The organism is Streptomyces sp. NPDC054847, assembly GCF_053610925.1.
On sequence record NZ_JBSGZJ010000044.1, the window covers coordinates 22,021 to 28,571 of the forward strand.

At 73.2% G+C, this 6,551-nt stretch carries 4 protein-coding genes; 1 reads left to right on the plus strand and 3 read right to left on the minus strand.

The features are described from left to right. The first annotated feature begins 156 nt into the window (after nucleotides 1-156). Nucleotides 157-669, plus strand: coding sequence for a DUF3574 domain-containing protein (locus tag ACWGH4_RS08045; protein WP_453457167.1), 513 nt, complete (start codon nucleotides 157-159; stop codon nucleotides 667-669). A gap of 52 nt (nucleotides 670-721) precedes the next feature. Here ACWGH4_RS08045 and ACWGH4_RS08050 read toward each other — a convergent pair whose 3' ends face one another. From ACWGH4_RS08050 to ACWGH4_RS08060, 3 genes are all read right to left on the minus strand, one after another. After that, a complete protein-coding gene (locus ACWGH4_RS08050) occupies nucleotides 722-2,008 on the minus strand; it encodes an SWIM zinc finger family protein (protein ID WP_453457170.1) in 1,287 nt (428 codons plus the stop codon). Beyond that, nucleotides 2,005-4,917, minus strand: a complete 2,913-nt coding sequence (locus tag ACWGH4_RS08055) for a DEAD/DEAH box helicase (protein WP_453457173.1) — start codon at nucleotides 4,915-4,917, stop codon at nucleotides 2,005-2,007. Before ACWGH4_RS08055 ends, ACWGH4_RS08050 begins: the two co-directional genes overlap by 4 nt. Nucleotides 4,918-5,357: 440 nt before the next feature. Then, nucleotides 5,358-6,395 carry a slipin family protein gene (locus ACWGH4_RS08060; RefSeq protein WP_453457176.1) on the minus strand — a complete coding sequence of 346 codons (1,038 nt, stop codon included), beginning with the start codon at nucleotides 6,393-6,395 and terminating at the stop codon, nucleotides 5,358-5,360. Nucleotides 6,396-6,551 lie beyond the last annotated feature (156 nt).

A 6,551-nucleotide genomic window follows, 5' to 3' on the forward strand; every position in this document is an offset into this window, starting at 1 on the left:
CCCGTGTGTCCCCTGCTCCGGCCGCCATCGCGGCGGTCCTCGTGCGGGTGGAATCCGGTCGAAGCCTGTGTCCGGCGGGCGAACGGGCCTGCTGGTGGCCACAGTGAGCTGCACCGGCGGCCGACCGGCCGCGGCTCCACGAAAGGATTTTGAACCGTGCCGACCTTCGTGCAGCGCCAGGACCAGAGGCAGCATCAGAACCGGACCCGGCGCACGCTGCTCGCCGTCGCCGGCGCGGCGGTCGCCGCTCTGACCGTCGGTGCACCGGCCGCGCAGGCGACGCTGGACGGAGGAGGGACCGCGAAGCCCCGTGCGACGGCAGCGGTGGCGGCGCGTGGTGAGGCGTACCTCGAGTCCCGGCTGTTCTTCGGCACGGAACGGCCGGACGGCGGACCTGACGTGACGGACGCGCAGTTCATGACGTTCGTCGACCGCAGCGTCACGCCCCACTTCCCCGACGGGCTGACGATCCAGGAGGGCCGCGGCCAGTGGCGGGACTCCAACGGCGTCATCGAGCGGGAGCGCTCGTACGAACTCATCCTGCTGTATCCGGCGGCCGAGGCCCGTACCCGCGACCCGCAGATCGAAAGGATCCGTGACGCGTATGTCGCCGCGTACGACCAGGACTCGGTCGCCAGGCTCGACGAACCGACACTGGCCGACTTCTGACGCCGTCCTCGGGCGACCCTCCGCCACGCGTCACTCGGCGTCCGTTGCGCCGTCACCTGCCCAACAGCGCGGCGAGCGCTCCGACCGGGTCGGTGTCGGGGGTTCCGCGCGGCCACCAGTCCTCGCGGTCGGGGTCCGACTCGTACCCGTACCAGAGGCCGTCACGGCCGAGCCTCAGCTGGAGCGAGCGGGTGGAGAGCTGGTTGCGCCAAGGCCTGAAGCCGGGGAAGTCCGCGGCGGCCAGGGCGGGGCGCGCCCGGTCGAAGGGGCCGGCGGGCGGATCCCACGGCTCCTCCAGCACGGAGAGGGCCGCCGGACCGCCCTGACGCCACGCGGCGACGGCGCGTGCCAGGTCGGTGGGCGTGCGGTCGGCCGCGGCGGCGAGGTCGCGGTAGAGGGCGCGGGTGGAGGCGGTCAGTCCGGAGCCGGGATGGGCGGCTGCCAGCCGGACGGCGTCCTGCCACCGGGTGAGCGCCGCGACGGGGTCGCGGCCGGTGGTGAGGAGGGTATGGGCGCGGGCGACCGCCTCGCAGGCCAGCAGGTCCAGGGCGAGCGGATCGGGGGCGCCCGGCGCGTGCGGGTAGGCCGGAGGGCGGCCCGCACGCCGCGGTGCCGGGAAGGGCGGCGGCAGGGGCGGCCGTGCGGTGCCGGGGGCGAGGGCCTCGCTCGCGGGCACGGTGGCCTGCGGGGCCGCGGCTGCGGCAGCGGTGTGCTCGGCCGCTGAACGGGCCGCGTTTCGGCGGGAGAGCGCCGCGAGGATCTCCCGTTCGCCCCGGCCGCGCATCAGGAACAGCACGAACGGGTCCTCGTCCAGCAGCCTCGCGGTCTGGTAGCAGAGCGCGGCGGCGTGCTTGCAGGGGTAGCCGTCGTCCGGGCAGGAGCAGTCGGGGATCAGGTCCCCGGGCGCCGGCAGCAGCTCGACGGCGGCCGCCAGCGTCTGGGGGACGTCCTTGTCGAGGAGCGCCGCGATGTGGTCGGGCCGTGCCGCCGCCGCGGCGAGGAAGTCGTCCCAGTCGTCGTCGGTGAGCGTACGCAGGCGAATCTCCGTGCGATACGGCCGGGGCCGGCTGCCCTGGACGTACGCCATGACCTTGCCGGGCGTCACCGTGATCGCGGCGACGTGGCCCCGGGCGGCGTAGGCACGGCCACGGACCAGACGGGCGGGGTCGAGGGCGGTGTCCTCGAGCGCCTCCACCCAGGCGTTGCCCCACCATGTCGTGGCCGCCTCGTCGCCTGCGAGCGGTTCCAACGGGGGAAACGTCCGGCGCTGGTCGTCGTGGAGGCTTCCGGCCGGTGCTCCCGGCCGGGAGCGGGGGCCACCGTGCGCGCGGGGGGTCATGATGGCCTCCGCAGGGAGACGAGGTCGGCCAGTTCGCGGTCGGTGAGCTCGGTCAGCGCCGCCTCTCCGGATCCCAGCACCGCGTCCGCCAGGGCGCGCTTGGAGGCGAGCATCTCCGCGATGCGGTCCTCGACCGTGCCCTCGGTGACGAGCCGGTGTACCTGCACGGGCTGCGTCTGGCCGATGCGGTAGGCGCGGTCGGTCGCCTGCTCCTCGACGGCCGGGTTCCACCAGCGGTCGTAGTGGATCACATGACCGGCCCTCGTGAGGTTCAGCCCGGTGCCCGCCGCCTTGAGCGACAGGATGAACACCGGCACCTCGCCCGACTGGAAGCGGTCGACCATGCGCTCGCGCTCGGCGATCGGCGTCCCGCCGTGGAGCAGCTGGCTCGGGATCGCGCGGGAGGTGAGGTGCGCGGAGAGCAGACGGGCCATGGAGACGTACTGCGTGAAGACGAGCACGGAGCCGTCCTCGGACAGGATCGTCTCGAGCAGCTCGTCGAGCAGCGCCAGCTTCCCCGAGCGGCCGGCCAGCCGGACGGACGGGCCACCACCGCCGGACCGGGGGTCTCGCCCGCTCAGGGATTCGGCCCCGGTGCCCCGGCCCGCGCCGGACTCCTTGAGGAACTGGGCGGGGTGGTTGCAGATCTGCTTGAGGGCCGTGAGCAGCTTCATCACCAGGCCGCGGCGCGCGATGCCCTCCGCGGCCTCGATCGCCGCCATCGTCTCCCGCACCACGGCCTCGTACAGGGACGCCTGCTCACGGGTGAGCGGCACCGGATGGTCCGACTCCGTCTTCGGCGGCAGCTCGGGCACGATGCCCGGGTCGGACTTCTTGCGGCGCAGCAGGAACGGGCGGACGAGCCGGGCGAGCCGCTCCACGGCGTCGTCGTCCTCACCGTTCTCCACGAGGCGGGCGTGGCGGGAGCGGAAGGCCTTGAGCGGGCCGAGGAGCCCCGGGGTCGTCCAGTCCAGCAGCGCCCACAGCTCGGAGAGGTTGTTCTCCACAGGAGTGCCGGTGAGGGCCACGCGGGCGGAGGTGGGGATAGTGCGCAGTGCCTTGGCGGTCGCGGAGAACGGGTTCTTCACGTGCTGGGCCTCGTCGGCCACGACCATCCCCCAGCTCCGGGAGCCGAGTTGCTCCGCGCTGCTGCGCATCGTGCCGTACGTGGTCAGGACGAAGCCGCCGTCCGGCATGTCGAGGGTGCGGCCGGCGCCGTGGAACCGCCGTACGGGCACGTCAGGGGCGAAGCGGGCGATCTCCCGCTGCCAGTTGCCGAGCAGTGACGCCGGGCAGACGACGAGTGTCGGCGCGGTGTGTGCCCGGCGCAGATGCAGGGCGATCACGGTGACGGTCTTGCCGAGTCCCATGTCGTCGGCGAGGCAGCCGCCGAGGCCGAGCGAGGTCATGAGGTCCAGCCAGGCCAGGCCCCGCAGCTGATAGTCCCGCAAGGTCGCGCGCAGGCCATCGGGCGCTTCTACAGGGGCTGTCGCGGCGGTGAGGCGGTCGCGGAGGGCGGCCAGCGCGCCCTGGGGCACGGCCTCCACCGTCTCCCCGTCGACCTCCGCCGTACCGGTCAGAGCCACCGCCAGCGCGTCGACCGGCTCCAGCAGGCCGAGCTCCCTCTTGCGTGCCTTGCGCACGAGATCGGGGTCGACGACGACCCACCGATCGCGCAGCCGCACGATCGGGCGGTGCGACTCGGCGAGCGCGTCCATCTCGCCCTCCGTCAGCGGATCTCCCTCGAGCGCCAGCTGCCAGTTGAAGGCGAGCAGTTGCTCGCTGTCGAAGAAGGGCGTGCCGTCGGTGGCGGAGCCGGGCGCGGAGCGCACGACGGCAGCGGCCGTGAGCGTGCGCGCGAGCTCTTTCGGCCAGTGCACGGCCACTCCCGCCGCGTCCAGGCGGGCGGCGCCCGGTCCGAGCAGCTCGTACAGCTCGTCCTCTGTCATCGGCAGCACGTCGGGCACGTCCCGCTCCAGCAGCCGGGCGAGCGGCTGCCAGGCACGGGCCGCGCGGCGCAGCGCCAGGACTGTGTCGATCCGGGCGCGCGGTCCGAAGTGCTCGTCGCCGGCCCCCGCCCAAAGCCTGGTCGCGTCCATGATGAGAGTGGGGTCGGCGAGGCTGTGCACCTGGACGACAGCCGCTGCCGCGTTGCGCTCGGCGCCGCCGTCCGGGGTGGTGTCGAAGAACTCGTAGGCGGACAGGTCCAGACGCAGGGAGACACGGACGCCCGCGTCCATGCCGGCCGCCGCCTCGGCGGCCCATTCGCGCGCCCCGGGCAGATGCTGCGGCGCGGCGGCCGCGAACGGCGCGCCCGCCGCGAACTCGGCGGCCGGCGTCCGCGGCAGGCTGTCGGCCACGGCATCGAACAAGGCACGCACCAGGGCCTCGGGCTCGGGCAGCCGCAGAGGCGGGGAGTCGTCGACGGGGACGGCGTGTGCCTCGTACGGCATGGCAGCGGCGATGGCTCGCAGCTGTGCGATGTCGTCGGCGTCCAGCGGCCCGGCGCGCCAGGCGTCGTGGTCGGACGGTGTCAGTCCCGGCAGCAGCCTGCCACGGGCGACGAGGTGCAGGGCATGCAGCACGGCCGCGCCCCAGCAGGCGGCGGCCGGGTGGGCGGCCGGGTCCCGCCGGGCGGCGATCAGAAGCGGGGCGGCGTCCGCGACGGTCATGACGACGGCGGGAACGGTGGCGCTGCGGACATCGGGGCCATCGGGCCCGTCAGGGTGGTCCGTGCCGACCGGACGGACGACCGTGATCTCGTCGTCCGCTCCGGGGAGGGCACGACCGTCCGGGTCCCAGAAGGCGACGCGGCCGTCTCGGGGTAGCGCGGCAGGAAGGAAGACGGCGGCGACGGCCCGGAATGGGGCCGTGCCCGTCCCCGTCACCGCCTTAGTGCCTGAGCCCATGACCGGGATCACCGCGTCCCTCCTCTCCCGTGAGTGCCGACTGCCGACTTCGCATGAACGACCTTACGGGCGGGGTCTGACACTGGAGGCTACGCGGTCGTGTGACCTGGCCTTTCTGTCCTAGGCGGCCCCGGCCCCGGGGCAGCCGCGGGATCCGTCCGCGCCGCGGCGGACTGCGTTGTGCCCCGGCACGAGCACGGACCTGGCCCCGACGCCGACGCGCCGCGCATGTAGAGCCGTGTCCGCCTCCGGCACGTCAGCACGTGACCGGACCCCGCCGCCAACCCGCCACGATGCGCCGCGAGTGCGGAGCTGCCGCCGCGGACGCGACGCGAGGCGGCCTCGGATCGTCACCTCTGATCAGGCGGGAGAAGCACGGCGCCGAGGAGCCGTCGCACGACGGTGCGCCGGCCGGTGCGGGGTCAGCAGACCGCGCCCGGTCACGGCACCATGGGCGGCACGTCGCCGACCCGTGAGGAATCGGTCCGTGAAGCGTCCTGCGCGGCGTCCTCGCCGCCTCCCGTCACCATCGGCGGCACTTCGTCGGCCGGCAGCGCACCGGGCGCTGCGGTGTCCTCACCGATTCCCGCCGCCATGGGCAGAACGGCTTCGGCAGCCGCGGCCTCCACCTCGGGCGAGGGCACAGGGCCCGCGCCGTCCACCTCGCCCTGCCGCCTGTGCGGGGCCTGTCGACCTGCATCGCCCGGTTCGCCCGGCTGCGGCGCGGCCCGCTCCAGGAAGCGCAGCAGCTCCACGGGGAACGGCAGCACCAGCGTGGAGTTCTTCTCAGCCGCCACCGCCACCACGGTCTGCAGCAGTCGCAGCTGGAGCGCCGCGGGCTGCTTGGACATCTCGCCCGCCGCCTGCGCGAGCTTCTTGGACGCTTGGAGTTCGGCGTCCGCGTTGATGACGCGGGCCCTCCGCTCGCGATCCGCCTCCGCCTGGCGTGCCATCGAGCGCTTCATGGTCTCCGGCAGCGACACGTCCTTGATCTCGACGCGGTCGATCTGGACGCCCCAGCCGACCGCCGGACTGTCGATCATCAGCTCGAGGCCCTGATTGAGCTTTTCGCGGTTGGAGAGCAGGTCGTCCAGGTCGCTCTTGCCGATGATGGAACGCAGCGAGGTCTGTGCCATCTGAGAGACGGCGAAGCGGTAGTCCTCGACCTCGATGACCGCGTTGGCCGCGTCGATCACGCGGAAGTACACGACCGCGTCGACGCGCACCGTGACGTTGTCCCGGGTGATGCCTTCCTGGGCCGGTACGGGCATGGTCACTATCTGCATGTTGACCTTGCGGATCCGGTCGACGGCCGGAACGATCATCGTGAATCCCGGGCGTCGCACCTCGCCGTGCAGACGTCCCAGACGGAAGACCACACCGCGCTCGTATTGTTTGACGATGCGCGCTGCGGCCATCGCATAAGCCACGAGCACCGTCGCCACTGCCACGCCGGCCACCGCCAGCTCCTCGATCATCGGGGCACCCCCTCGTCGTCCGGGGCGGTCATCGAATACCGGGATTATCAAATACCACGGTATGACCGTTATGCCCTGTCGGGCGATATCCACCCCTCACGCACATGGGGTCGCCCGCCACAACGCCGGACGCGGCCACATCCGGCGCCCCTGCGG

Excerpts from the sequence above, each read along its gene's own strand:
- ACWGH4_RS08060 (WP_453457176.1), bottom strand. The coding sequence starts at position 6,395 with ATGATCGAGGAGCTGGCGGTGGCCGGCGTGGCAGTGGCGACGGTGCTC.
- ACWGH4_RS08055 (WP_453457173.1), bottom strand. The coding sequence starts at position 4,917 with ATGGGCTCAGGCACTAAGGCGGTGACGGGGACGGGCACGGCCCCATTC.
- ACWGH4_RS08050 (WP_453457170.1), bottom strand. The coding sequence starts at position 2,008 with ATGACCCCCCGCGCGCACGGTGGCCCCCGCTCCCGGCCGGGAGCACCG.